A 24309-nucleotide genomic window follows, 5' to 3' on the forward strand; every position below is an offset into this window, starting at 1 on the left:
TCATGTGCGCGACTAGTTACTGGGGGTAGTCGTCGGACTGCTCTGCGGGGCTCGCACAGAAGGCCCGTCGGGCTCACCGCTATGGGTGACCGCGATATTCACAGCTGCCCTCTTGTCCACAGAAATCAACCAAGATCCACGAGTTTTTCCGGATCGCTGCACCGTGATTCCTGCGCGACCCGCTCGCCGCGAGTTCACACCCGCTTCCGTTTGCCGGGGCGCGCACGGCCGGTTTCCGCCGGCCGCTGATCGGAGGACCGCTCGCCGGTTCTTCACACGCCTGGGAATCGCGCGGCCGCAGGGCCGTGCGCAGCCCGCAGCGAACGGGGACGCACATGAACGGAATCATCACGCACGACCCACCGCCCGCCTCCGGAGGCGGGCGACCGGGCGCACCGCTGATCCTCACCGAGGACGCCGGACTCCTCGACGACCTGTTGCGCCTGTGCGCGGCGGCCGGCGCCACACCGGAGGTCCATCCCGGAGTGCCCGGACCGAGAGGCAGCTGGGAGGCGGCGCCGCTCGTCCTGGTCGGCGACGACGCCGCCCGGCGGGTGCGCGGGGCGGCACGCCGGACCGGTGTGGTGCTGGTCGGGCGGGACCAGGACGACCCGGGGGTCTGGCGGCGGGCCGTCGAGATCGGCGCCGACCACGTACTGATGCTCCCCGACGGGGAGCAGTGGCTGGTCGACCGCATCGCCGACGTCGCCGAAGGCGTCGGCCGGCCCGCCCTCACCGTCGGAGTCATCGGCGGCCGCGGCGGTGCCGGAGCCTCCACCCTCGCCTGTGCGCTCGCCGTCACCTCCGCGCGGGAGGGACTGCGCACGCTGCTCGTGGACGCCGATCCGCTCGGCGGCGGACTCGACGTGGTCCTCGGCGGGGAGGCGGCCGAGGGACTGCGCTGGCCCGCGTTCGCCGCGTCACGCGGACGGGTCGGCGGCGGCGCCCTGGAGGAATCGCTGCCGGAGCTCCACTCGCTGCGGGTCCTCAGCTGGGACCGCGGCGACTGCCTCGCCGTGCCGCCCCCGGCCGTCCGCGCGGTGCTCGCCGCGGCCCGGCGCGGGGGCGGCACCGTCGTGGTCGATCTGCCGCGCCGCGTCGACGACGGGGTCGCCGAGGTCCTCGCCCAGCTCGACCTCGGACTGCTCGTGGTCCCCGCGGAACTGCGCGCCGTCGCGGCGGCTGGCCGAGTCGCCTCCGCCGTGGGCATGGTCCTGCGCGATCTCAGGGCCGTGGTGCGCGGGCCCTACGCGCCGGGGCTGGACGACCGCGAGGTGTCCCGGCTGCTCGGGCTGCCCCTCGCGGGCGACGTGCCCGTCGAGCCCGCCCTGCAGCGCCCCGAAGGCGCCGGGCGGCCGCCGGGAGCGTCCGGCCGGGGTCCGCTCGCCCGCTTCTGCAAGGAGTTCTGGGAGCGCGCGCTGGTCGAGGGGAGGGCGGTATGAGGGGGCCGGCGGTGAGCGGGGCGGTGATGCCCCCCGGTCTGCTCGACGGGGTGCGGCGGTGGCTGGCCGAGAGCGGGGCCGAGCCGACGCCCGCCCGGGTGGCGCAGGCGCTGCGCGACCAGGGGCGGGTGCTCGGGGACGCCGAAGTGCTGGGAGCGGCCGAACAGCTGCGGTCCGAGCTGGTCGGCAGCGGTCCGCTGGAGCGGCTGCTGGCCGATCCGACGGTGACCGACGTCCTGGTGTCGGCGCCGGACCGGGTCTGGGTGGACCGGGGTGGCGGGCTGGAGCTCAGCGACATCGCCTTCCCCGACGCGACGGCCGTCCGGCGCCTGGCACAGCGGCTCGCCGCGGTGGCCGGGCGGCGACTCGACGACGCCCGGCCCTGGGTCGACGCCCGGCTGCCGAACGGGACGCGCCTGCACGCGGTGCTGCCCCCGGTGGCGGTGGGCTGCACCTGTCTCTCGCTGCGCGTCGTACGCCCGCGCGCCTTCACGCTCGGCGAGCTGGTGGCGGCCGGCACGGTGCCGCCGGGCGGGGACCGGCTGCTGCGGGCACTGCTGGACGCGCGGTTGTCGTTCCTGGTCAGCGGAGGGACCGGCAGCGGCAAGACGACACTGTTGAGCGCGTTGCTGGGACTGGCCGGGCCGGACGAACGGATCGTCCTGGCGGAGGACTCGGCGGAACTGCGTCCGGATCACCCGCACGTCGTGCGCCTGGAGACCAGACCGGCCAACCAGGAGGGCGCGGGTCTCGTGACCCTGGAGGACCTGGTACGGCAGGCGTTGCGGATGCGGCCGGACCGGCTGGTCGTCGGCGAGGTCCGCGGCCCGGAGGTGACCCATCTCCTGGCCGCCCTCAATACCGGCCACGAAGGCGGCTCGTGCACGGTCCACGCCAACGCCGCCGCCGACGTACCGGCCCGGCTGGAGGCCCTCGGCACGGCCGCGGGCCTCGACCGGTTCGCCCTGCACAGCCAGCTGGCGGCCGCCCTGTCGGTGGTGCTCCACCTCGTGCGCGACCGGAGCGGCCGGCGGCGGATCGCCGAGGTGCACGTGCTGGAGCGGGACCCGTCGGGGCTGGTGCGCACCGTGCCGGCGCTGCGGTGGGGCCCGGAGGCGTTCGTCCGGGAGCCGGGCTGGGAGCGGTTGCGGGAGCTGCTCCGGCTCCGGGGCGGGGACGGGCCGCGGGAAGGGGCCGCGGGATGAGCGGGTCCGCCGGGATGTCGACGGGCGCGGCCGTGGCGTGCTTGGGAGTCGCCGCCTGGCTGCTGGGCGGCGGGTGTGCCGGTTCCCGGCGGGTGCGGCTGCTGCACGCCGGTGGTGGCGCGGTGGGGACCGGGCCGCCCGGATGGTCCCGGGTGGCCGGCCAGTGGGCGCGTGTCCGTGGGCGGCTGCGGGCCGAGTGGTGGTCACTCGCCGCCGGGACGGTGCTGGCGGTACTGGGCGCGTCCGTGTTGCCGGTGCTCGCGGGAGCGGCCGGAGTGCCCGTGCTCCGGCGGGTGCGGCGGGCCGCCGGGGCCCGGCGGGCCCGCGAGAGGCGCGGCGACGCGGTGATCGCGCTGTGCGGGGCGCTCGCCGGTGAAGTGCGGGCCGGGCGACAGCCGGGTGAGGCGCTGCTGGTGACCGGGCGGGACTCCGGTGGGCTCGGTGACACACAGGCCGCCGTGCTGGCGGCGGCGCGGTTCGGCGGGGACGTTCCGCACGCGCTCGCGGCGGCGGCACGGGAGCCGGGCGCCGAAGGGCTGCGGGGACTCGCGGCGTGCTGGCGGGTGGCGGTGGACCGGGGTGCCGGTCTCGCGGCCGGGCTCGACCGGCTGGAAGCGGCGCTGCGTGCCGAACGGGACCAGCGGGCCGACCTGCGCGCCCAGCTGGCCGGGGCCCGTGCGACGGCGGTGATGCTCGCCGGGCTCCCCGCCGTCGGCCTGGCGCTCGGCGCGGCGCTCGGCGCCGACCCGCTGCGCATCCTCCTGCACACCCCGTCGGGACTGGCCTGCCTGGTCGCCGGTGGCGTGCTGGAGGGCGCGGGCCTGTGGTGGGCGCTGCGCATCGTGCGGGGCGCCGAGGAGGTGACGGGATGAGCGGGGACGCCGTCCACAGGCTGGGGGCGGTGCTGGGGATCGTCTCGGCGCTCGTCTGGTCGGTGGGGTGGTTCCGGCGCTCACGGTCCGCGCGGGCGGTGCGGCGGCGACTGGCCGGGGTACTGGCGCCGGGGCGGGCGGCGCCCGCGACCGCCCCGGCTCTCGCGCCGCTGCGTTTCGCACGGGGCCGGTTGCCGCTCGCGGGTGTCGTGGGCGCCGGATGGTGGCTGGTGGGCGGGCCCGCCGGAGTGCTGGTGGGCCTGGCGGCCGCGGTCGGGCTGTGGCGGTGGCGGCTGCGGCAGAGGAAAGCCGCTGAGGACGCCCGGGAGGCCGGGACCGCGGAGGCGGCACGCCAACTGCCGCTGGCCGCCGATCTGCTGTCCGCCTGCATCGCGGCGGGGGCCGGTCCGGTCCTGGCGGCGCAGGCCGTCGGAGAGGCCCTGGGCGGCCCCGTCGGGGACGCGCTGGCGCGCGGTGCGGCGGAGGTGCGGCTCGGCGGTGAACCGGCCGAGGCCTGGCGCCGGCTGGCCGCGATGGAGGGCGCCGTGCCGCTGGCCCGGCTGCTGGAACGGGCCGACGTGTCCGGGCTCCCCCTGGCCGTCCCCGTGGGCCGGCTCGCCGCCGAGGCCCGAGCCCGGTGGGCCCGCGCGGCGACGGCTCGGGCCCGGAGGGCGGCCGTCATGGTCAGCGCCCCGGTGGGGCTGTGCTTCCTGCCCGCGTTCATCGCGATCGGTGTGCTTCCCGTGGTCATCGGGCTCGCGGGCGGAGTGCTGGGAGGAGGTGGTGGATGACCGGGGACGACCTGTGGCGACCGGGCCCAGCAATCAGTGACCACAAGAGCAGGACGACTTCTCCATACGGGGGTTGAGATGTATCAGGCGGTACGGGCACGACTGCGTGCCCTGGTGAGCGGAGCACGTGCGGCACGGAAGGACGGCGGGATGGTGACCTCGGAGTACGCCATGGGCATCGTGGCGGCGGTGGCGTTCGCCGTGGTGCTCTACAAGGTCGTCAACAGCGGACCGGTCAGCACGGCACTGCGGAACATCGTGCAGCAGGCACTCGATGGCCGGATGTGAGCGGCGCGGGGACCGGGGGTTCGTGACGGCGGAGGCGGCCATGGTGCTGCCCGTGCTGGTGATGTTCGCGACGGCGCTGGTCTGGGGCCTGATGGTGGTGGCGGCGCAGATCCAGTGCGTGGACGCCGCCCGCACGGGCGCCCGCGCGGCGGCCCGGCAGGACCCTCCCGACGCCGTGGTCGACGTCACCCGGGCAGCGGCACCGCCCGGCGCGCGGGTCACGGTGAGCCACGAGGCCGGACACGTCCGCGTGGTCGTCGTGGCCCGGCCTCCGGTCCTGCACGGGTTGCCGTTCGACCTGCGGGAGGAGGCCGTCGCGGCGGTGGAGCGGTCGGACGGCGAGACGGCGGGGGCGGGGGCATGAGGGCCCGGTCACGCGAACGGCGGCTCCCGGCGGTCCCGGGCACCGTGCGCGGCACCGGGCGGCGGCCTGGACGCCCGAGCGGGCCGGGCGGACCGGGCGTCCCGGCCCGCCCGGCGGCCGGCCGTGCGCCGGGTCCGGGCGGCCGGCCGCCCGGAGACGGGGAGCGAGCCGGCCGGAGAGGTGTGGCCTGCGCCGAGCGAAGAGGTGTGGCCCTCGCCGACCGGGGGTCCGCGACGGTCTGGAGCGTCGGTGCGATCGCCGTGTTGTGCGTGGTGTTCGGCATCGTGCTCGCCCTCGGGCACGCGGTCGTGGTCCGGCACCGGGCGGCCGGGGGCGCGGACCTGGCGGCGCTCGCCGCGGCGGACCACTGGGCCGAAGGGCGTGCGGCCGCGTGTGCGCGGGCGGACCGGGTGGCCCGCAGGCAGGACGCGAGGCTCGTACGGTGCGCGCTCACCGGCGAGGTGGCGGACGTGTCGGTGGCGTCCGGGCACGGGCCGTTCACGGTGGAGGTCAGGGCACGGGCGGGCCCTGCCGCAGGCCCACCCGAACCCCCACCGCCGCCGGGCACGGCCGGGGTGCCGTCCCGGGTCCGCGGCCCGGTCCTGCCCGCACTGCCCGCGTCGTCCCTGTCCGGTGGTGGCCGGGGTGGCGGGGTTCGGGACGCCGGTTGCGTCCCCGGAGTCCACCTCGACGCGGGCGTCCGCCCGGGCAGAACCCCGCCCGAGGTCATCCCCTGATCCGTACGGGCAGAAGGCGGAGTTCACCCCGATGCAGGCGTCCGCCCGGGCAGAACCCTGCCCGGGCAGCGCGGAATTCAACCCGACTCAGCAGTCCGTCCGGGCGGTTCCGACTCCGTGGTCCCGTCCGTGCCGGCCGCGCCCGCCGTCCCCCCGGGCTTCTCGACCGGCGCGCCCTCCAGCAGCACCGTGAGCAGCCGCACCGCGCCCCGCTTGTGCAGGGGGTCGTTGCCGTTGCCGCACTTGGGGGACTGGATGCAGGAGGGGCAGCCCGCGTCGCACTCGCAGGAGGCGATGGCCTGGCGGGTGGCGGTGAGCCAGGAGCGGGCGGTGTGGAAGGCGCGTTCCGCGAAGCCCGCGCCGCCCGGGTGGCCGTCGTAGACGAAGACCGTCGGGAGCAGCGTGTCGGGGTGCAGCGGGACCGAGACACCGCCGATGTCCCAGCGGTCGCAGGTCGCGAAGAGCGGCAGCATGCCGATCGACGCGTGCTCGGCCGCGTGCAGCGCACCGCCGAGGATCTCCGGGCCGATCCCGGCCCGGTCCAGCTGGTCCTCGGTGACCGTCCACCACACCGCGCGGGTGCGCAGCGTACGCGGAGGGAGGTCGAGCTTCGTCTCGCCCAGCACCTCGCCGGTGATGTGGCGCCGGCGCAGGAAGGAGACCACCTGGTTGGTGACCTCGACGGAGCCGTAGCAGAGGCGGCCGTCGCCCCAGGGGATTCCGGTGTCCGTCTCCAGCACGGAGATCGACGTCGTGTCCCGGGCCACCGTCGTGTAGGTGGGGCTCGCCCGCTCGACCAGCGCGACGGAGTCCTCCAGGTCCAGGGAGCGCACGAGATAGGTGAGGCCCTGGTGCAGGTGGACGGCGCCCTCGTGGACGCTCGTGTGGGCGGCGCCCGCGTCGACCGTGCCGAGCAGCCGTCCCGTCCCGGTCTCGACGACCTGCACGGGGCGGCCGCCCCCGCCGCGGATGTCGGTCAGGTCGGCGGCCCGTTCGCGCCGGGTCCAGTGCCAGGCCCTCGTCCGCCGGCGCAACAGCTTCGCTGCCTCCAGCTGCGGCAGGAGATCCTCGGTGGCCGGGCCGAAGAGGGCCAGGTCCTCCTCCGTCAGCGGAAGCTCCTCGGCCGCCGCGCACAGGTGCGGGGCGAGCACGTAGGGGTTGTCGGGATCGAGGACGGTGGACTCCACGGGCCGGTCGAAGAGCGCCTCGGGGTGGTGGACCAGGAAGGTGTCCAGGGGATCGTCGCGGGCGACCAGGACGGCGAGGGCCCCCTGCCCGGAGCGTCCCGCGCGGCCCGCCTGCTGCCACAGGGAGGCCCGGGTGCCCGGGTATCCGGCGATCACCACGGCGCCCAGGCCGGAGACGTCCACGCCGAGTTCGAGGGCGTTCGTCGCCGCGAGACCGAGGAGTTCACCGGAGTGCAGGGCGCGTTCGAGGGCGCGGCGCTCCTCGGGGAGGTAGCCGCCCCGGTACGCCGCGACCCGCCGGGCGAGTGAGCGGTCGACCTCCGCGAGGCGTTCCTGCGCGATCACCGAGATCAGCTCGGCTCCGCGCCGGGAGCGCACGAAGGTCACCGAGCGGATGCCCTGCATGGTGAGGTCGGTCAGCAGGTCGGCGGCCTCGGCGGTCGCCGTACGGCGGACCGGGGCGCCCTTCTCGCCGTGCAGTTCGGTCAGCGGCGGCTCCCAGAGGGCGAACACCAGTTCACCGCGCGGTGAGGCGTCGTCGGCCACTTCCACCACCGGCAGGCCCGTGAGGCGGCCGGCGGCCACCGCGGGTTCGGCGGCGGTCGCGGAGGCCAGCAGGAACACGGGCGAGGCGCCGTAGCGGGCACACAGCCGCCGCAGCCGGCGCAGCACCTGCGCGACGTGCGAACCGAACACTCCCCGGTAGGTGTGGCACTCGTCGACGACGACGTACTTCAGCGACTTCAGGAAGGAGGACCAGCGGGGATGGGACGGCAGGATTCCCCGGTGCAGCATGTCCGGGTTGGTCAGAACGTAGTTGGCGTACTGGCGGATCCACTCGCGTTCCTCGAACGGCGTGTCGCCGTCGAAGACCGCCGAGCGCACCGAATGGCCCAGTGGTTGTGAAAGTTCCTTCACGGATCGGCACTGGTCCGCGGCGAGGGCCTTCGTGGGGGCCAGGTAGAGGGCGGTCGCCCCGCGGCCGTTCGGGGCCTCGGAGCCGTCCAGGAGCGTGGACAGGACCGGTGCGAGGTACGCCAGGGACTTGCCGGACGCGGTGCCGGTGGCGACCACGACCGACTCGCCGTCCAGGGCGTGCCCGGCGGCGCGTGCCTGGTGGGCCCAGGGCCGGTCGATGCCCGCCGCCCGCACGGCGGCGACGACCTCCGCGCGGATCCGGTCCGGCCAGGCGGCATGGCGGCCCGCACGCGGGGGCAAGTGCTCCGTATGAGTGATGCGCGAAGCCCTGCTCGGTCCGGACGCGAGCCGGTCCAGGACGGCGTCCGGCGCGGTCCTGGACGGCGTGTCCGCCGGGGGTCGATCGGATCGGTGATTCTCGGCCATCGGCACCGAGTGTGTCACTGGCGTGACGGACAATGGGGCCAAGGCGTCGTGCACGCCTGCCGGTAAGTGATTGAATGCCATCGCGGCTGGCGAACCGTCCCGGGGGCTGAGCCGAGATGCCCCAAGGGCGACCGCTCGATAGCTAGGTGCTGGAGGATCCGTGGACCTGTCCCTGTCGACCGAGACCATGGGCGATCGCACGATCGTCAGGGTCGGTGGCGAAATCGACGTATATACCGCGCCCAAGCTGCGCGAGCAGCTGGTCGAGCTGGTGAATGACGGCAGTTTCCACCTTGTCGTCGACATGGAAGGTGTGGACTTCCTCGACTCCACCGGACTCGGCGTGCTGGTCGGCGGCCTGAAGCGGGTACGAGCCCATGAGGGCTCGCTGCGCCTGGTCTGCAACCAGGAGCGCATTCTCAAGATTTTCCGCATCACCGGCCTCACCAAGGTGTTCCCGATCCACACCTCGGTCGAGGAGGCGGTGGCGGCGACCGACTGACCAGCCCGCTCCCGGGCCCCGTGCCCGGGCGGGGGAGAGAACCATGAGGAGGGCCGGGCCCGAAGCGGCCCGGCCTCCCCACAGCACGCCCGTAGTCGCGAGGGGGATGCATGGCCACCGTCGAACTCCGCTTCAGCGCGCTGCCCGAACACGTCAGGACCGCCCGTCTCGTGGCGGCGGCGGTGGCGCGCAGGGCCGGAGTGGACGAGGCCGTCCTCGACGAGGTCCGGCTCGCCGTCGGTGAGGCGTGCTCCCGGGCCGTGGGACTTCACCAGCACGGGGACATCTCGGCGCCCGTGAAGGTGCTGCTGATCGAGGAGGAGAAGCAGTTCTCCATCGAGGTCGGCGACGAGGCGCCCCACGCGGTCCCGGGCGGGCGCGCGCCCGGCGACGGGGCGGGCCCCGCGGACGTCGAGACCGAGGAGGACGAGATGGGCCTCGCGGTCATCAGCGGCCTCGTCGACGACGTCGAGGTCAGTGCGGGGGAGCACGGCGGATCCATCCGCATGCGGTGGCCCACCGCGCCGCCGGCCACCCTCCTCGCCTGACCCGGTTCACCCGGACGGCGACCGTTCTTCCGAAGGGCCCCCTCGTGGGGCCCTTCGGCATGTGCGGGTCCCGCCGACCGCGCCTACAGTGGTCACGAGCATTGATCGCGTGAATTCCTTCACGATCGATCCGTGCTCCGTAATTGCGATCACAGGAATGCCTCAAAGGCATTACCGATTACGGACCGCCGGCCACCCGGCGATCAATGGGAAGAGTGCGCGCAGGCCATTTTACATTTCGCGCACTCTGTTTTGATCAGGTTCCGGTACCTACAATCCCGTCCACATCTTGAGCTCAGCCCAAGCGTCAAGGAGGACGAATGGCGGGGCTTTCCATCTCATACGAGTCGGGCCGACCCACATCCCTCGCGGCCGCCGTGCTGACCGACGACAACCGCCTGCTCGTGGTGGTCATCGGGGTCGTCGCGCTGGCGGCGCTCGTGGTCGCGGCAGTCCTGGTGCGCCAGGTGCTCGCGGCCGGCGAGGGCACCGACAGCATGAAGAAGATCGCCGCAGCGGTCCAGGAGGGCGCGAACGCCTATCTGGCCCGGCAACTGCGCACCCTCGGCGTATTCGCCGTGATCGTGTTCTTCCTGCTCATGCTGCTGCCCGCGGACGACTGGAATCAGCGTGCCGGGCGGTCGGTGTTCTTCTTGATCGGAGCGGCGTTCTCAGCGGCCACCGGCTATATCGGTATGTGGCTCGCCGTACGCACCAATGTCCGGGTCGCGGCGGCGGCCCGCGAAGCGACTCCGGCCGAGGGAGAACCGGAAAAGGATCTCACCACCGTCTCCCACAAGGCGATGAAGATCGCTTTTCGCACGGGCGGTGTCGTCGGCATGTTCACCGTGGGCCTCGGCCTGCTCGGCGCCTCCTGCGTGGTGCTGGTGTACGCGGCCGACGCTCCGAAGGTGCTCGAGGGGTTCGGTCTGGGCGCCGCGCTGATCGCGATGTTCATGCGGGTCGGCGGCGGCATCTTCACCAAGGCCGCCGACGTCGGCGCCGACCTGGTCGGAAAGGTCGAACAGGGCATTCCGGAGGACGATCCGCGCAATGCCGCGACCATCGCCGACAACGTGGGCGACAACGTCGGCGACTGCGCGGGCATGGCGGCCGACCTCTTCGAGTCGTACGCCGTCACCCTGGTGGCCGCGCTGATCCTCGGCACCGCGGCGTTCGGCGACGCGGGGCTCGCCTTCCCGCTCCTCGTGCCCGCCATCGGTGTCCTCACCGCCATGATCGGGATCTTCGCCGTGGCGCCGAGGCGCGCCGACCGCAGCGGCATGAGCGCGATCAACCGGGGATTCTTCATCTCCGCGGTGATCTCGCTCGTGCTGGTCGCGATCGCCGTGTTCACCTACCTGCCGTCCTCGTACGCCGACCTGGACGGCGTCACCGACGAGGCGATCCTGGGCAAGGGCGGCGACCCGCGGATCCTGGCCCTCGTCGCGGTGGGCATCGGCATCCTGCTCGCCGCCCTGATCCAGCAGCTCACCGGATACTTCACCGAGACCACCCGGCGTCCCGTCCGGGACATCGGCAAGACCTCGCTCACCGGCCCGGCCACCGTCATCCTGTCCGGCATCTCCCTCGGTCTGGAATCGGCCGTCTACACCGCCCTGCTGATCGGGCTCGGTGTGTACGGGGCGTTCCTGCTCGGCGGCACGTCGATCATGCTGGCGCTGTTCGCGGTGGCGCTGGCCGGCACCGGGCTGCTCACCACGGTCGGCGTGATCGTCGCCATGGACACCTTCGGCCCGGTCTCCGACAACGCGCAGGGCATCGCCGAGATGTCCGGCGACGTCGTGGGCGCCGGCGCCCAGGTGCTCACCGACCTGGACGCGGTCGGCAACACCACCAAGGCCATCACCAAGGGCATCGCCATCGCCACCGCCGTGCTGGCGGCGGCGGCGCTGTTCGGCTCGTACCGGGACGCCATCACCACCGGCGCGAGAGACGTGGGCGAACGGCTCAGCGGCGAGGGCGTGCCCATGAGCCTGATGATGGACATCTCCCAGCCCAACAACCTCGTCGGCCTGATCGCGGGCGCGGCGGTCGTCTTCCTCTTCTCGGGGCTGGCGATCAACGCGGTGTCACGGTCGGCGGGTTCGGTGGTCTACGAGGTGCGGCGGCAGTTCCGCGAGAAGCCCGGGATCATGGACTACAGCGAGAAACCGGAGTACGGCAAGGTCGTCGACATCTGCACCAAGGACGCCCTGCGCGAACTCGCCACTCCCGGTCTGCTCGCCGTGATGGCGCCCATCTTCATCGGGTTCACGCTCGGCGTCGGCGCCCTGGGCGCCTTCCTCGCGGGCGCGATCGGCGCGGGCACGCTGATGGCGGTGTTCCTCGCCAACTCCGGTGGCGCCTGGGACAACGCCAAGAAACTCGTCGAGGACGGCCACCACGGCGGCAAGGGCAGCGAGGCCCATGAGGCCACCGTCATCGGCGACACCGTCGGCGACCCCTTCAAGGACACCGCGGGGCCCGCGATCAACCCGCTGCTGAAGGTGATGAACCTGGTGGCGCTGCTCATCGCGCCCGCGGTCATCAAGTTCTCCTACGGCGCCGACGAGAGCGTCGGGGCGAGAGTGCTCGTCGCGGTCCTCTCGCTGCTCGTCATCGTCGGCGCGGTGTACGTCTCGAAGCGGCGCGGCATCGCCGCGGACGACGAGGACGACGAGGGCGAGGCGGAACCGGAGCCCAAGTCGCCGGATCCGGCGGTGGTTTCCTAGCCGCGGACGGCGAGCACCGGGTCAAGGTGAGGGCGGACGGCGCGTTTTGACGCGCCGTCCGCCCTCACCTCTGCTTTCTCCCGCTGCCGTGAGCCTTCTCTCTCTTGGTGCAAATGGCTTCAAAAAGTGTCTTAACGGACGTTCGACGGGTGGGTGTAGTCCATCTGGCGTGTATGTTCCGGGGCCGAAGGCCATGGAAGGGACCAATCCGGTGAACAAGAAGCTCGCGGCCGCACTGTCCGGCGGTGCGGTACTGGTACTGGCGCTGACGGGATGCGGCGGCGACGACGGCAACGAGAAGCTCGACGCCTGGGCGAAGGAGGTCTGCGACTCGGTGCAGCCGCAGGCCGCCAAGATCAGGTCGGCCAACGCCGCGATCCAGAAGGAGACCTCGGACAACAGCACGCCGGCAGAGGTCCAGAAGGCCGACTCCAAGGCCTTCCAGGACATGTCCGACGCCTACAAGGCGATCGGCGCCGCCGTGAACGAGGCCGGAGCGCCGGACGTCGAGGACGGCGAGAAGAAGCAGACGGACGCGGTCAAGGAGCTCAACGGCATCTCCGCCTCCTACGCCTCGCTGAAGAAGCAGGTCGACGGCCTCGACACGGCTGACCAGGCGGAGTTCGCGGACGGTCTGAAGGACATCGCCAGTGAGCTGGACAAGCTGAGCAAGAGCGGCAACGACGCCCTCAGCGCACTGGAGGAGGGCGAGGTCGGCGAGGCGATGTCCCGTCAGGCCAGCTGCCAGACGGCCACCGAGTCGGCCGGAGCCACCCGGAGCTGACCCGGCGACAGCGCACGCGGGGACCCGGCGCCGACCGGCGCCGGGTCCCCGCGTCCGTCGGTACGGCCCCCGGTGCCCGCGGGTCCGGCGCCGGCAGCCGTACGTACGGCGCCCGGCGGCCGGGACGCGGGGCGCGCCGGGTGGAGGCGGCGGCCACAATGGAGGGCGTGAGTGACGCCAGCCTGCCGCCCCTGCCCTCGTCCGACCGTCCCGAAGCCGCCGCCCGGCTGAGGGACGCGCTGCTCGGAGCCTCCTTCACCGCCGACGGACTGCTCGAACTGCTCGGCGCTCCCGCGTACGCGGCGCTGGCCCGCAGCGAGACGGTTCCCGCGCTCCGGGCCACCCGCGGGGACACCCCGCTGGAGACGCTCGTACGCCTGTTCCTGTTGCAGCAGCCGGTGCCGCGCACGCGCGTGGCCGGCGTCCTGCCCGTCGACGTCTGCCTGCAGGCGGGCTGGCTGACCCTGACCGGCGAGGACGGGCTCGCCGCGACCGTGGACGTACGTCCGTACGGGGGGCCGGACGGCGAGGACTGGTTCATCGTCTCCGACCTCGGCTGCGCGGTCGGCGGCGCCGGAGGCATCGGCAGCCGGGACGAGGGCGTGGTGCTCGGTGTCGGCGGCGCGTCCATGACCCTGGCCGGCGTCACCGTCCGTACGCCCGTGGGCTCCGCGCTCGATCTCGGCACCGGCTCCGGCATCCAGGCGCTGCACGCCGCCCGGCACGCCACCCGCGTGACCGCCACCGACGTGAACCCGCGCGCGCTGCACATCACCGCGCTCACCCTGGCCCTGTCCGGCGCGCCGGCCGCCGACCTGCGTGAGGGGTCGCTGTTCGCCCCCGTCCGGGACGGCGAGACGTACGACCTGATCGTGTCCAACCCGCCCTTCGTGATCTCGCCGGGCGCCCGGCTCACCTACCGCGACGGCGGGATGGGCGGGGACGATCTGTGCCGCACGATCGTTCAGCAGGCGGGGGGACGGCTGAACGGGGGCGGGTTCGCGCAGTTCCTCGCCAACTGGCAGCACGTCGAGGGGGAGGACTGGCAGGACAGGCTCAGGTCGTGGGTACCGCGCGGGTGCGACGCGTGGATCGTGCAGCGCGAGGTGCAGGACATCACCCAGTACGCCGAGCTGTGGCTCCGTGACGCGGGCGACCACCGCGGCGACGAGACCGCGTACCGGGCACGGTACGACGCGTGGCTGGACGAGTTCGAGGCGCGCAAGGTGAAGGCGGTCGGCTTCGGCTGGATCACGCTGCGCAGGTCGGACGCCGCCGCGCCGTCGGTCACGGTGGAGGAGTGGCCGCACCCGGTCGAGCAGCCGCTCGGCGAGACGGTCCGGGCGCACTTCGACCGGGTCGACTACCTGCGGGCGCACGACGACGCGGCGCTGCTGGAGGCGCGCTTCGCGCTGGCCGCGGAGGTCGTGCAGGAGCAGGTCGGGCTGCCCGGAGCGGAGGACCCGGAGCACGTCGTGCTGCGGCAGAACCGCGGCATGCGCCGGGCCACCCGGGTGGACACCATCGGCGCGGGGTTCGCGGGCGTGTGCGACGGCACGATGAGCGCGGGCCGGATCCTGGACGCCATCGCCCAGCTGCTGGGCGAGGACCCGGTCCTGCTGCGCGACCGGGTGCCGGCCCAGATCCGGCTGCTGGTGGAGCAGGGGTTCCTGGAGCCCGCAGGCTGAGGCGGGAGGGACGCCGGCGGCCCGTGGGGCACGGGGTACCTGTGTCCCGCACCACCCGCGGACCCTTTTTCACAGCGTTCCGGAGCTGCTGCGGCGGTCCCTCGCATCGGTTCCGGCCGGGTCGCGGGGCCCCGTGGCCCCCGCGTTCACCTCCGGTTCGCCCGCGCGCCGTCCGGGCGTGGCAGCGTCACGCCCGGGCCGTCGCCGACGGACGGCACGGCGGACGGAAAGAGGGGCGCGGGCGACGATGGAGAGCGGACCGGCGATCTTCGCGGGGATGGTGTTCTGCCTGTTCGGGGCCGCGTTGCTGGCCTGGACCGTGACCCGCGCGCGACAGCACCGCCCGGTCGCCCAGGGTGTGAGCCCGGTCGCATCGATCACCGTCGCCGGGCTCGCCGCGGTGATCATCCTGGCCCTCGGCGCGTGGTGCTTCACCCGCCTGTGAGGGGTGCGGGGTCAGGGCCGCCCCCGGACAAGCGGTGGGTTGCGCTCCGGATAAGGGCAGGCGCAGTCTGGACACTCCGGGCGGCAGGAACGGTGGTAGTCGGGTTACCGTTCGAGTGGCCGTTGCGGGCTTTTCCCGTTTGACACGGGGACGGGATGTACCGTCACACTCCGCAGCGTCACCATGACCCGACCCCGGGAAGACCGCCTGGGGAGGCCCCAGCGTCGACCGGAGAGAAGAGCGAAGTTGTCCCCGACCAGCGAGACCGCGAACGGCGGGCGCCGACTCGTCATTGTCGAGTCGCCTGCCAAGGCGAAGACGATCAAGGGCTACCTCGGCCCTGGCTACATCGTCGAGGCGAGCGTCGGGCACATTCGCGACCTTCCCAACGGCGCCGCGGAGGTGCCGGAGAAGTACACCGGCGAGGTCCGCCGCCTCGGTGTGGACGTGGACCACGACTTCCAGCCGATCTATGTGGTCAACGCGGACAAGCGGGCCCAGGTCAAGAAGCTCAAGGACCTGCTGAAGGAGTCCGACGAGCTCTTCCTCGCCACCGATGAGGACCGCGAGGGCGAGGCCATCGCGTGGCACCTCCAGGAAGTGCTCAAGCCGAAGATCCCGGTCAAGCGGATGGTCTTCCACGAGATCACCAAGGACGCGATCCGGGAGGCCGTGGCCAACCCGCGCCAGCTCAACCAGAAGCTGGTCGACGCCCAGGAGACCCGCCGCATCCTCGACCGCCTCTACGGTTACGAGGTCTCGCCGGTCCTGTGGAAGAAGGTCATGCCCCGGCTGTCGGCCGGCCGCGTGCAGTCCGTCGCCACCCGGCTCGTGGTGGAGCGGGAACGCGAGCGCATGGCGTTCCGTTCCGCCGAGTACTGGGACCTGACGGGCACCTTCGCGACCGGCCGCGCGGGTGACGCCTCGGACCCGTCGTCGCTGGTCGCGCGCCTGCAGAGCGTCGACGGGCGGCGCATCGCGCAGGGTCGCGACTTCGACTCGCTGGGACAGCTGAAGAGCGCGAACACCCTGCACCTGGACGAGGCGAACGCCAGGGCGCTGGCCGCGGCGCTGGACGGCACGCGGTTCGCCGTGCGTTCCGTCGAGTCCAAGCCGTACCGCCGCTCGCCGTACGCCCCGTTCCGTACGACGACGCTGCAGCAGGAGGCGAGCCGCAAGCTCGGCTTCGGCGCGAAGGCCACGATGCAGGTCGCGCAGAAGCTGTACGAGAACGGCTACATCACCTACATGCGTACGGACTCGACGACCCTGAGCGAGACGGCGGTCGCCGCCGCCCGCGCCCAGGTCACGCAGCTGTACGGCGCCGACTACCTGCCCCCGCAGCCGCGTACCTACGCGGGCAAGGTCAAGAACGCGCAGGAGGCGCACGAGGCGATCCGTCCCTCGGGCGACCGTTTCCGCACGCCCGCCGAGACCGGGCTGACCGGTGACCAGTTCAAGCTGTACGAGCTGATCTGGAAGCGGACCGTCGCCTCGCAGATGAAGGACGCCACCGGCAACTCCGTCACCGTGAAGATCGGCGGCAGGGCCGCCGACGGACGGGACGTCGAGTTCAGCGCGTCCGGCAAGACGATCACCTTCCACGGCTTCCTGAAGGCGTACGTCGAGGGCGCCGACGACCCGAACGCCGAGCTCGACGACCGCGAGCGCCGGCTGCCGCAGGTCGCCGAGGGCGACGCCCTGACCGCCGAGGAGATCACGGTCGACGGGCACGCCACCAAGCCCCCGGCCCGCTACACCGAGGCGTCCCTGGTCAAGGAGCTGGAGGAGCGGGAGATCGGCCGCCCGTCGACGTACGCGTCGATCATCGGCACGATCCTCGACCGCGGCTACGTCTTCAAGAAGGGCACGGCACTGGTGCCGTCCTTCCTCTCCTTCGCCGTGGTCAACCTGCTGGAGAAGCACTTCGGCCGGCTCGTCGACTACGACTTCACCGCGAAGATGGAGGACGACCTCGACCGCATCGCGCGCGGCGAGGCCCGGGCCGTGCCGTGGCTGAAGCGTTTCTACTTCGGCGAGGGCACGGGCAACGGCGGCGCGGCCGAGGCGGGCAACGGCGACGGGGACCACCTCGGCGGCCTCAAGGAACTGGTGACCGACCTGGGCGCGATCGACGCCCGCGAGGTGTCGTCGTTCCCCGTGGGCAACGGCATCGTGCTGCGGGTCGGCCGCTACGGCCCGTACGTCGAGCGCGGCGAGAAGGACAGCGAGCAGCACCAGCGCGCCGACGTCCCCGACGACCTGGCGCCGGACGAGCTGAGCGTCGAGCTCGCCGAGGAACTGCTCGCCAAGCCGAGCGGCGACTTCGAGCTGGGCACCGACCCGGTCTCCGGGCACACGATCGTCGCCAAGGACGGCCGCTACGGCCCCTACGTCACGGAGGTCCTCCCCGAGGGCACCCCGAAGACGGGCAAGAACGCGGTCAAGCCGCGCACCGCCTCCCTCTTCAAGTCGATGTCCCTGGACACGGTGACGCTCGACGACGCGCTGAGGCTGATGTCGCTGCCGCGCGTGGTCGGCGCGGACGCCGAGGGCCAGGAGATCACCGCGCAGAACGGCCGCTACGGGCCGTACCTGAAGAAGGGCACCGACTCGCGGTCGCTGCAGTCCGAGGAGCAGCTCTTCACGATCACGCTGGAGGAGGCGCTGGCGATCTACGCCCAGCCCAAGCAGCGTGGCCGGGCGGCGGCCAAGCCGCCGCTGAAGGAGCTGGGCACCGACCCGGTCAGCGAGAAGCCGGTCGTGGTGAAGGACGGCCGCTTCGGCCCGTACGTCACCGACGGGGAGACCAACGCGACGCTGCGCTCCGGCGACAGCGTCGAGGAGATCACCCCGGAGCGCGGTTTCGAGCTGCTCGCCGAGAAGCGGGCGAAGGGCCCCGCCAAGAAGGCGGCGAAGAAGACCGTCAAGAAGGCGGCGGCCAAGAAGGCGCCGGCGAAGAAGGCGACGGCCGCCAAGAAGACCGCGGCGAAGAAGACCACGACCGCCAAGACGGCGGCGAAGAAGACCGCCGCCAAGAAGGCGACCGCCTCGAACGGGGCGGAGGACTGACGCCTCCCCGGTGACGCCGGGCGGACTTCGCCCGGCGTTCGGAATGCGAACGCCCCGGCACATCGCTGCCGGGGCGTGTGCATGTCAGGCGCGTCGCACCGGGGCTGCCCGCCCGGGCCGATAGGCTGAACGCATGACGCGAGCCGAGCAGCCTACGGCCCCTCAGCCGGCCCCCGATGACGCCCTGGTCGCGGACTCCCGCGAGCGTGCCGTCCGCGCCCTGCTGCGCCGACCCCAGCTGAAACGGCTGTGGAGCGCACAGCTGGTGGGCGGGGTCGGTGACGTCCTCGCCCTTCTGGTGCTGGTCCTCCTGGTCCTCCAGGCGACCATCGCCGAACAGTCGTTCGGCGGCGGCAGCCGGGGCGCGGCGTTCGCAGTGGCGACCGTTTTCGGGGTGCGCATCCTCGCGACGCTGCTGTTCGGGGCCGTACTCCTCGGCCCGCTCACCTCGCTCACCTCGCAGGACGGGCCGCTCGACCGCCGCTGGACCATGGTCGGCGCCGACGGGGTGCGGGCCGCCCTGCTCATCGTGGCACCCCTGTGGATCGACTGGACCCCGCAGAACGCACCGGCCGTGCTGCTCGTCACCGTCTTCGTGACCGGCGTCGCCGAGCGCTTCTGGACGGTGTGCCGCGAGGGCGCCGCGCCCGCCCTGCTGCCCGCCCCGCCGCCCGAGGGCGCCAGCATCAGGCCGCTGCCCGACCACATGGACGCGCTGCGCCGCCTCTCGCTGCGCACCGGCTTCGTGGCGATACCCCTCGCGGCCCTCGTGCTCGTCGTCGCGGCGCTCCTCAACAACCTGCTGGGCACCGGCATCGAGTGGTTCGGCACGCACCAGGCCGCCCTCGCCTCCTACGTCGCGGCCGGACTCTTCGCCGCCTCGCTCTCCGTCGTCACCTTCCTGGAACTGCCCGGCACCCGCACCCCCCGTCCGCGGTCGCCGCTCGAGGGCCTGCGCCGCCCGAGGAGCGCCACGGGCAACGACAAGGGCCGCACCGGTGCGATGCCGCTGCTGGTGCTCGCCTCGGCGTCCGTCGCCGCCGCGGTGTCGGCCGCCGTCGCCGTGTCGGTGCTGCACGCCAAGGACCTGGGCGGCGGCCCCGTGCTCTACGGCCTGATGGTGGGCGCGCTGACCGGCGGTGTCGTCGTCGGCATCCGGACCGCGCCCGCCGTCCTGCCCGCCCTGTCCCGGCGCCGCCTGCTGGCCCTCGCCCTCGCCCTCACCGGTGTCGCGCTGCTGGCCGCCGGCCTCGTGCCCGATGTGACCAGCGTGCTGCTGATCATGACGCTGGCCGGCGTCGGCGCGGGCGTCGCCGCCAACACCGGGCACACACTGCTCGACCAGGAGACCGAGGAGCAGCGCCGGGTCCGCACGACCGAGCACCTGCACGCGGTGGTCCGGGTCCTGGTGGCGCTCGGCGCGGTGGCCGCCCCGCTGGTCGCCGCCGCCATCGGGCCGCACCGGCTGGAGAACGGCCGGTTCGTCTTCGCGCACGGCGGTGCCGCGTACACGCTGATGCTGGTCGGCGCGCTGCTGCTGCCGGTGGCGGCGCTCGTCCTCGCCAAGGTCGACGACCGGTCCGGGGTGCCGCTGCGGCAGGACCTGCGCGACGCGCTGCTCGGCGGCGACGACCCCGAGCCGACGTCCGCCGCCGCCGGCTTCTTCATCGCCCTGGAGGGCGGCGACGGCGCGGGCAAGTCCACCCAGGCCGAGGCCCTCGCCGAGTGGATCCGCGCCAAGGGCCACGAGGTCGTCCTCACCCGCGAGCCCGGCGCGACTCCGGTCGGCAAGCGGCTGCGGTCCATCCTGCTGGACGTCTCCAGCGCCGGACTCTCGCACCGCGCGGAGGCCCTGCTGTACGCCGCCGACCGCGCCGAGCACATCGACACCGTCGTCCGGCCCGCCCTGGAGCGCGGCGCGGTCGTCATCTCCGACCGGTACATCGACTCCTCGGTCGCCTACCAGGGCGCCGGACGCGACCTGTCGCCGACCGAGATCGCCCGCATCAACCGCTGGGCCACCGACGGCCTCGTCCCGCACATGACCGTGCTGCTGGACGTGGCGCCGGAGACCGCGCGGGAACGCTTCACCGAGGCGCCGGACCGGCTGGAGTCCGAGCCCGCCGAGTTCCACGCGCGCGTACGCGCCGGTTTCCTCACGCTCGCCGCCGCCGACCCCGGCCGCTACCTGGTGGTCGACGCCGGTCAGGAGCCGGAGGCGGTCACCACGGTGATCCGGCACCGGCTCGACCAGGTGCTGCCGCTGTCCGAGGCCGAGATCCGGGCGCGCGAGGAGGCCCGCCGCAAGGCCGAGGAGGAGGCCCGCCGCAAGGCGGAGGAGGAGGCGGCCCGCAAGGCCGAGGAGGAGCGCCTGGAGCGGGAGCGTCAGGAGCAGCTGGCGCGGCTGCGCGCCGAGGAGGAGGAGCGCAAGCAGCGCGAGCTCGAGGAGGCGCAGCGGCGCGAGGCCGAACGGCAGGCGGAGGAGGCCCGGCTGCGTGCCGAGGAGGCGCGCCGGCGTGCCGAGGAGGAGCGGCAGCGGCTGCTCGCCGAGGAGAAGGCCCGCGCCGAGGAGGAGGCCCGCCGCAGGGCGGAGGAGGAACGCCGCCGCAAGCAGGCCGAGGAGGAGGAGCGGCTGCGCGCCGAGGCCGAGGCGCTGCGGCTGGAGAAGCAGCGCAAGGCCGAGGAGGCGCTGCTGCGCGCGGAGCAGGCCCGGCGGCTCGCCGAACAGGCGGCGGCCGCGGCCGAGGCCGGTCCGAGGACGACGGGCGGACCCGCCGCGCACGCGTCCGCTGCCGGGGCCTCCCGGCCGCAGGCCGACGACGCCGTGACCGTGCCGACGCCGGTGGTGGCGCCGACGAACGCCTCGGGCGGGCCGGTGGACGAGACGGCGGTGCTGCCGCGGGTGCCGGACGAGGACCCCGGGCAGCACTCCGGCCGGTCCGGTGCCGGGGTGTCCGAGGCCGAGGTGACGACCGAGCTGCCGAAGCCTCAAGTGCCGCCGGGCGCGGCCGACGAGACGGCCGTGCTGCCCGCCGTGCCCCCGGGCGCGGCGGACGAGACCGCGGTGCTGCCGCCGGTGCGCGAGGACGAGGGCCGGGACGACCGCACGCGGGAGCTGCCGCAGGTCGACGCCGGGCGCGCGCCGCGCCGCCGCAAGCGCTCCGACTGGGCCGAGGAGACCCCGCTGGACGACCTGCCGACCCTGGCCGACGAACTGCTCGGCCCGCACCAGGACGAGGGCGACGACGACGGCGGCGGCCGGGGGCGCCGGCGCTGATACGGCCCGGGTCCCGGGCGGGTAGGGCCGTTGTCGGTGCCCGCCCGCACAATGGGACCCTCAGGACGGATGTGACGGACGCGAGGGAAGGGCGGGCTGACCCATGACCGTGTGGGACGACCTCGTCGGACAGGAGCGGGTGAGCGGGCAGCTCGCTGCCGCCGCCCGGGACGCCGACGCGCTCGTCACCGCCGCCTCGCAGGGGACACCTCCACCCGAGGCGTCGAAGATGACGCACGCCTGGCTGTTCACCGGCCCGCCCGGCGCGGGACGCACCCAGGTGGCGCGCGCCTTCGCCGCCGCGCTCCAGTGCGTCAGCCCCGACCGGGCCCTCGGCGGGGCCCCCGGCTGCGGGTTCTGCGACGGCTGCCACACCGCGCTGGTCGGCACGCACGCCGACGTCAGTCCGGTCGCGGCCGTCGGCGCGGAGATCCTGGTCAAGGACATGCGCGACACCGTCCGCAAGTCCTTCACCGCCCCGGCGAACGGCCGCTGGCAGGTGATCCTCGTCGAGGACGCCGAGCGGCTGAACGAGAAGTCGGCCAACGCCGTCCTCAAGGCCGTCGAGGAGCCCGCCCCCCGCACGGTCTGGCTGCTGTGCGCGCCCTCCATCGAGGACGTCCTGCCGACGATCCGCTCCCGCTGCCGCCACCTCAACCTCGGCACGCCCTCGGTGGACGCCGTCGCCGACATGCTCGTACGGCGCGAGGGCATCGAGCCGGACACCGCCGCCGCCGTCGCCCGCGCCACCCAGGGCCACGTCGACCGGGCCCGCCGTCTCGCCACCGACCCCGCCGCCCGCGCCCGGCGGGCCGCCGTGCTGAAGCTCCCGCTGCGGGTCGACGACATCGGCGGGGCGCTGAAGGCCGCCCAGGAGCTCGTCGACGCCGCCGCCGAGGACGCCAAGCAGCTCGCCGAGGAGATGGACGGCAAGGAGACCGAGGAACTGAAGGCGGCGCTCGGCGCGGTACAGGGCGGGCGGCTGCCGCGCGGCACGGCGGGCGTGGTCAAGGACCTGGAGGACATGCAGAAGCGCCGCAGGACGCGCACCCAGCGCGACAGCCTCGACGTGGCGCTGACCGACCTGACCAGCTTCTACCGCGACGTCCTCGCCCTCCAGCTCGGCTCCCGCGTCGCCCTCGCCAACACGGACGCCGAGGACGCGCTCCAGCGCCTGGCCCGCGGCAGCACCCCGGAGTCCACCCTCCGCCGCATCGAGGCGATCGCGGCCTGCGGCGAGGCACTGGACCGCAACGTGGCCCCCCTGCTCGCGGTGGAGGCGATGACCATGGCGCTCAGAGCGGGCTGACGCACGCCGCCGCCCCCGCGTCCCGCAGGCGCACGACTCGTGCGGGGCACGGCGTGCGCGCAGAGCACTCATCCGGTCGCACACGGTTACGCTCGGTGCATGCACACAAGGCGCACCCACCGCAGGACCCGTGCCGGAGCCACCCTGCTCGCCGCCGTCGCGCTGCTGATCCCGGGCTGTTCCTCCGGGACGACGACGCACACGACGAACACGGCGAACTCCGTGGCGAAGGAGCCGGCAGCCCTCACCCCCCTGCCCGGCTCCACACCCGCGGCGCTCACGCGGTACTACGCACAGAAACCGGTCTGGCGCGACTGCGGCACACCCGGCTTCCAGTGCGCCACCCTCGAGGCCCCCCGTGACTACGCCGAGCCGTCGAAGGGCGACGTCCGTCTCGCCGTCACCCGCAAGAAGGCCACGGGCCCGGGCAAGCGGCTGGGCTCGCTGCTGGTCAACCCCGGCGGCCCCGGCGGCTCGGCGACCGCCTACGTCCAGGCGTACGCCGGGATCGGCTACCCGGAGGCCGTGCGCGCCCGCTACGACATGGTGGCCGTCGATCCGCGCGGCGTCGCCCGCAGCGAACCCGTCGAGTGCCTGGACGGCCCGCGGATGGACGCCTACACGCGGACGGACATCACACCCGACGACGCGAAGGAGACCGACGCGCTGGTCGCGGCGTACCGGACGTTCGCCGAGGGCTGCGGGGCGGACGCGCCCGAGCTGCTGCGCCACGTGTCGACCGTCGAGGCGGCCCGGGACATGGACATCGTGCGGGCCGCGCTGGGCGACAGGAAGCTGAACTACGTCGGCGCCTCCTACGGCACGTTCCTCGGTGCCACCTACGCGGGACTGTTCCCGCACCGCACGGGCCGCCTCGTGCTGGACGGCGCGATGGACCCCTCGCTGCCCGCGCGGCGGCTCAACCTCGAACAGACGGAGGGCTTCGGTACGGCGTTCACCGCCTTCGCCGAGGACTGCGTCCGGCAGAGCGACTGTCCGCTCGGCGGCGCGGGCACCAGCCCCGAGCGGGCCGGCGAGAACCTGAAGGCGTTCTTCGGCAGGCTCGACGCCCGCCCCCTGCCCACCGGGGACGCCGACGGCCGCACCCTCACCGAGTCGCTCGCCACCATCGGCGTGATCGCCGCCATGTACGACGAGGGCGCCTGGCAGCGGCTGCGCGAGGCACTCACGGCGGCGATGAAGGAGAACGACGGCGCCGGACTCCTCTTCCTCTCGGACAGCTACTACGAACGGGACGCCGAGGGCGCGTACACCAACCTGATGTTCGCCAACGCGGCCGTGAACTGCCTGGACCTCCCGCCCGCCTTCGACTCCCCGGACGAGGTGCGCCGCGCGCTGCCCGACTTCCGCAAGGCGTCACCGGTGTTCGGTGAGGGCCTCGCCTGGGCCTCGCTGAACTGCGCCTACTGGCCGGTGAAGGCCACCGGCGAGGCCCAGCGCATCGAGGCGAAGGGCGCGGCCCCCCTGGTCGTCGTCGGCACCACCCGGGACCCGGCGACGCCGTACCGCTGGGCCGAGGGCCTGGCCGGCCAGCTCGCCACGGCCCGCCTCCTCACCTACGACGGCGACGGCCACACCGCCTACGGCCGCGGCAGTGCCTGCATCGACACCGCGATCAACACCTACCTGCTCCACGGCACCCCGCCCGCCGACGGGAAACGCTGCTCGTAGCCGGTGCGCCGGCCCCGGAGACGGTCC

General features: G+C 73.7%; 17 protein-coding genes and 1 pseudogene. 17 read left to right on the forward strand and 1 reads right to left on the reverse strand.

The annotated features are described in order from the left end of the window. Positions 1 to 335 precede the first annotated feature (335 nt). The 7 genes and pseudogenes from ssd to IE118_RS34015 all read left to right on the forward strand — a co-directional run. Positions 336 to 1442, forward strand: coding sequence for a septum site-determining protein Ssd (ssd, locus tag IE118_RS10755; protein WP_189557530.1), 1107 nt, complete (start codon positions 336 to 338; stop codon positions 1440 to 1442). Next, positions 1439 to 2647, forward strand: a complete 1209-nt coding sequence (locus tag IE118_RS10760; protein WP_189557531.1) for a TadA family conjugal transfer-associated ATPase — start codon at positions 1439 to 1441, stop codon at positions 2645 to 2647. The genes ssd and IE118_RS10760 overlap by 4 nt, the downstream gene beginning before the upstream one ends. Beyond that, positions 2644 to 3519, forward strand: a complete 876-nt coding sequence (locus tag IE118_RS10765) for a type II secretion system F family protein (protein ID WP_189557532.1) — start codon at positions 2644 to 2646, stop codon at positions 3517 to 3519. Before IE118_RS10760 ends, IE118_RS10765 begins: the two co-directional genes overlap by 4 nt. Then, a complete protein-coding gene (locus IE118_RS10770; protein WP_189557533.1) occupies positions 3516 to 4310 on the forward strand; it encodes a type II secretion system F family protein in 795 nt (264 codons plus the stop codon). Before IE118_RS10765 ends, IE118_RS10770 begins: the two co-directional genes overlap by 4 nt. 78 nt (positions 4311 to 4388) lie before the next feature. Then, a complete protein-coding gene (locus IE118_RS10775; protein ID WP_189557534.1) occupies positions 4389 to 4598 on the forward strand; it encodes a DUF4244 domain-containing protein in 210 nt (69 codons plus the stop codon). Then, positions 4585 to 4962, forward strand: a complete 378-nt coding sequence (locus IE118_RS10780; RefSeq protein ID WP_189557535.1) for a TadE family type IV pilus minor pilin — start codon at positions 4585 to 4587, stop codon at positions 4960 to 4962. The genes IE118_RS10775 and IE118_RS10780 overlap by 14 nt, the downstream gene beginning before the upstream one ends. A 182-nt stretch (positions 4963 to 5144) precedes the next feature. Then, positions 5145 to 5507: pseudogene (locus tag IE118_RS34015) on the forward strand (Rv3654c family TadE-like protein); the annotation flags it as partial. 269 nt (positions 5508 to 5776) lie between these two features. On the opposite strand, the gene sftH reads toward IE118_RS34015, so the two are convergent. Continuing rightward, the gene (gene sftH, locus IE118_RS10790; protein WP_229846754.1) at positions 5777 to 8311 is read right to left on the reverse strand and encodes a DEAD/DEAH box helicase; all 2535 of its coding nucleotides are present in this window, start codon (positions 8309 to 8311) and stop codon (positions 5777 to 5779) included. Positions 8312 to 8390: 79 nt separating this feature from the next. On the opposite strand from sftH, the gene bldG reads away from it, so the two are divergent. The 10 genes from bldG to IE118_RS10840 all read left to right on the forward strand — a co-directional run bounded on the left by bldG (position 8391) and on the right by IE118_RS10840 (position 24282). Further along, positions 8391 to 8732, forward strand: coding sequence for an anti-sigma factor antagonist BldG (bldG, locus tag IE118_RS10795; protein WP_003991900.1), 342 nt, complete (start codon positions 8391 to 8393; stop codon positions 8730 to 8732). Between the two features lie 110 nt (positions 8733 to 8842). Further along, entirely contained in the window at positions 8843 to 9280 is a 438-nt protein-coding gene (locus tag IE118_RS10800; protein WP_189557537.1) for an ATP-binding protein, read from the forward strand. A gap of 320 nt (positions 9281 to 9600) precedes the next feature. Beyond that, positions 9601 to 12015 (forward strand): sodium-translocating pyrophosphatase, encoded by a 2415-nt coding sequence (locus IE118_RS10805; RefSeq protein ID WP_189557538.1) that lies wholly within the window; start codon positions 9601 to 9603, stop codon positions 12013 to 12015. A gap of 193 nt (positions 12016 to 12208) precedes the next feature. Continuing rightward, a complete protein-coding gene (locus IE118_RS10810; RefSeq protein ID WP_189557539.1) occupies positions 12209 to 12799 on the forward strand; it encodes a small secreted protein in 591 nt (196 codons plus the stop codon). 158 nt (positions 12800 to 12957) lie between these two features. Beyond that, positions 12958 to 14487 (forward strand): DUF7059 domain-containing protein, encoded by a 1530-nt coding sequence (locus tag IE118_RS10815; protein WP_189557540.1) that lies wholly within the window; start codon positions 12958 to 12960, stop codon positions 14485 to 14487. A gap of 247 nt (positions 14488 to 14734) precedes the next feature. After that, a complete protein-coding gene (locus IE118_RS10820) occupies positions 14735 to 14932 on the forward strand; it encodes a hypothetical protein (protein ID WP_189557541.1) in 198 nt (65 codons plus the stop codon). Positions 14933 to 15178: 246 nt separating this feature from the next. Next, positions 15179 to 18004 carry a type I DNA topoisomerase gene (topA, locus tag IE118_RS10825; protein WP_189557542.1) on the forward strand — a complete coding sequence of 942 codons (2826 nt, stop codon included), beginning with the start codon at positions 15179 to 15181 and terminating at the stop codon, positions 18002 to 18004. A gap of 133 nt (positions 18005 to 18137) precedes the next feature. Further along, positions 18138 to 21281 (forward strand): dTMP kinase, encoded by a 3144-nt coding sequence (gene tmk, locus IE118_RS10830; protein WP_189557543.1) that lies wholly within the window; start codon positions 18138 to 18140, stop codon positions 21279 to 21281. Between the two features lie 103 nt (positions 21282 to 21384). Then, the gene (locus IE118_RS10835) at positions 21385 to 22590 is read left to right on the forward strand and encodes a DNA polymerase III subunit delta' (RefSeq protein WP_189557544.1); all 1206 of its coding nucleotides are present in this window, start codon (positions 21385 to 21387) and stop codon (positions 22588 to 22590) included. Positions 22591 to 22689: 99 nt separating this feature from the next. Next, positions 22690 to 24282: an alpha/beta hydrolase gene (locus IE118_RS10840; protein ID WP_189557545.1), complete on the forward strand. Its 1593-nt coding sequence runs from the start codon at positions 22690 to 22692 to the stop codon at positions 24280 to 24282. Positions 24283 to 24309: the final 27 nt, after the last annotated feature.

Origin of the sequence: Streptomyces pilosus (assembly GCF_014649835.1) — a bacterium.
GTDB lineage: Bacteria > Actinomycetota > Actinomycetes > Streptomycetales > Streptomycetaceae > Streptomyces > Streptomyces pilosus.